A 3305-nucleotide genomic window follows, 5' to 3' on the forward strand; every position below is an offset into this window, starting at 1 on the left:
AATCTGGTCTCAAACATGTTCCGGCTGCTGCCCACGAATGGGCAGAGCGGTGTATTCAGTTTGATTCCCGATCGTCTGTCGGGAACCACAAAGTGGACGCGAGCCCGTGCAACAAGTGCACGGAAATCAGTGTGTTATCAAGTCTTCGGCTTATTAGTACCGGTCAGCTCCACGGGTCGTTAGTCCCCGCTTCCACATCCGGCCTATCAACCCAGTAGTCTGCTGGGAGCCTCTCACACTCAAGGTGCATGGAAATCTCATCTCGAAGACGGCTTCCCGCTTAGATGCTTTCAGCGGTTATCCGGTCCGAACGTAGCTAATCAGCGGTGCCCTTGGCAGAACAACTGACACACCAGAGGTTCGTCCATCCCGGTCCTCTCGTACTAGGGATAGATCTTCTCAAATTTCCAACGCGCGCAGCGGATAGGGACCGAACTGTCTCACGACGTTCTAAACCCAGCTCGCGTACCGCTTTAATGGGCGAACAGCCCAACCCTTGGGACCTACTCCAGCCCCAGGATGCGACGAGCCGACATCGAGGTGCCAAACCATGCCGTCGATATGGACTCTTGGGCAAGATCAGCCTGTTATCCCCGAGGTACCTTTTATCCGTTGAGCGACAGCGCTTCCACAAGCCACTGCCGGATCACTAGTCCCGACTTTCGTCCCTGCTCGACCTGTCAGTCTCACAGTCAAGCTCCCTTGTGCACTTACACTCGCCACCTGATTGCCAACCAGGTTGAGGGAACCTTTGGGCGCCTCCGTTACTCTTTGGGAGGCAACCGCCCCAGTTAAACTACCCATCAGGCACTGTCCATGAACCCGATCAGGGTCCTACGTTAGACATCCAGAGTGACCAGAGTGGTATTTCAACAATGACTCCACGAACACTAGCGTGCCCGCTTCACAGTCTCCCACCTATCCTACACAAGCCACACCGAACACCAATACCAAACTGTAGTAAAGGTCACGGGGTCTTTCCGTCCTGCTGCGCGTAACGAGCATCTTTACTCGTAGTGCAATTTCGCCGAGTTCGCGGTTGAGACAGCTGGGAAGTCGTTACGCCATTCGTGCAGGTCGGAACTTACCCGACAAGGAATTTCGCTACCTTAGGATGGTTATAGTTACCACCGCCGTTTACTGGGGCTTAAATTCAGAGCTTCGCCCAAAGGCTAACCCTTCCTCTTAACCTTCCAGCACCGGGCAGGCGTCAGTCCGTATACATCGTCTTGCGACTTCGCACGGACCTGTGTTTTTAGTAAACAGTCGCTTCCCACTGGTCTCTGCGGCCTTCAACGCTCACGGAGTAAATCCGGTCACGTGTCCGGCCCCCCTTCTCCCGAAGTTACGGGGGCATTTTGCCGAGTTCCTTAACCACGATTCTCTCGATCTCCTTGGTATTCTCTACCTGACCACCTGAGTCGGTTTCGGGTACGGGCGGCTGCAACCTCGCGTCGATGCTTTTCTCGGCAGCATAGGATCACTGATTTCCCCTTACGGGTACGCGTCGGATCTCAGGCATACAGACGACGGATTTGCCTATCGTCAGCCCTACATCCTTACACCAGGTTCACCTTACGGATACCATCGCCTGGCTCAGCTACCTTCCTGCGTCACACCTGTTCATACGCTAACCGCACCAGCATGGGGTCGAGCGTTAGACCGGCCACCATCACCCCGAAGGGATCCGGTTGATCCGGGTTAGGACTCTTAGCACCACTGGATTAGCTTGGGCGGTTGTTCGCCGGTACGGGAATATCAACCCGTTGTCCATCGACTACGCCTGTCGGCCTCGCCTTAGGTCCCGACTTACCCAGGGCGGATTAACCTGGCCCTGGAACCCTTGGTCTTTCGGAGGACGGGTTTCTCACCCGTCTTTCGCTACTCATGCCTGCATTCTCACTCGTGTAGCGTCCACGGCTGGATCACTCCGCCGCTTCACTCGCCACACGACGCTCTCCTACCACTCCGCACGACTGAACCACGAAGGCTTGTCTAGTGTGCGAAATCTACAACTTCGGTGGTGTGCTTGAGCCCCGTTACATTGTCGGCGCGGAATCACTTGACCAGTGAGCTATTACGCACTCTTTCAAGGGTGGCTGCTTCTAAGCCAACCTCCTGGTTGTCTATGCAACTCCACATCCTTTCCCACTTAGCACACGCTTAGGGACCTTAGTTGGTAGTCTGGGTTGTTTCCCTCTCGACGATGAAGCTTATCCCCCACCGTCTCACTGCTGCGCTCTCACTCACCGGCATTCGGAGTTTGGCTGACGTCAGTAACCTGTTGAGGCCCATCGGCCATCCAGTAGCTCTACCTCCGGCGAGAAACACGCAACGCTGCACCTAAATGCATTTCGGAGAGAACCAGCTATCACGAAGTTTGATTGGCCTTTCACCCCTATCCACAGCTCATCCCCTCCATTTTCAACTGAAGTGGGTTCGGTCCTCCACGACGTCTTACCGTCGCTTCAACCTGGCCATGGATAGATCACTTCGCTTCGGGTCTAGAACATGCGACTCAAACGCCCTATTCAGACTCGCTTTCGCTACGGCTGCCCCACACGGGTTAACCTCGCCACATATCACTAACTCGCAGGCTCATTCTTCAAAAGGCACGCCGTCACCCCTACTAAGGAGGCTCCGACGGTTTGTAAGCAAACGGTTTCAGGTACTATTTCACTCCCCTCCCGGGGTACTTTTCACCTTTCCCTCACGGTACTTGTCCGCTATCGGTCATCTGGGAGTATTTAGGCTTATCAGGTGGTCCTGACAGATTCACACGGGATTTCTCGGGCCCCGTGCTACTTGGGATACACATCCGGCCATAACACCATTTCGTCTACGGGGCTGGCACCCACTACGGCCCGGCTTTCAAACCGGTTCGACTATGATGCGCTGTAACCGCCCCAGTCCGGCAGAACTGAGTGACGTGTCCCACAACCCCGACCATGCAACGCCCGCCGGCTATCACACATGATCGGTTTAGCCTCATCCGCTTTCGCTCGCCACTACTCACGGAATCACATGTTGTTTTCTCTTCCTGTGGGTACTGAGATGTTTCACTTCCCCACGTTCCCTCTACCCGCCCTATATATTCAGGCGGGAGTCACCAGGTCACAAAAGCGCCCAGCGGGGTTTCCCCATTCGGAAATCCTCGGATCAGGGCTCGATTATCAGCTCCCCGAGGCTTATCGCAGATTTCTACGTCCTTCTTCGGCTCCAGATGCCAAGGCATCCACCGTTTGCTCTTAGAAACTTGACCACAAAGATTAAAATTGCGATCCGTCATCACCCACAACACAGGA

Annotated in this window: 1 rRNA gene; it reads right to left on the bottom strand. The window is 54.9% G+C overall.

Going from position 1 to position 3305, the window contains the following annotated elements:
- Positions 1-133: 133 nt before the first annotated feature.
- Positions 134-3262: ribosomal RNA gene (locus EDF23_RS19020) — 23S ribosomal RNA — on the bottom strand.
- Positions 3263-3305 lie beyond the last annotated feature (43 nt).

The sequence above is a fragment of the Curtobacterium sp. PhB128 genome (assembly GCF_004340725.1).
Classification (GTDB): Bacteria; Actinomycetota; Actinomycetes; order Actinomycetales; family Microbacteriaceae; genus Curtobacterium.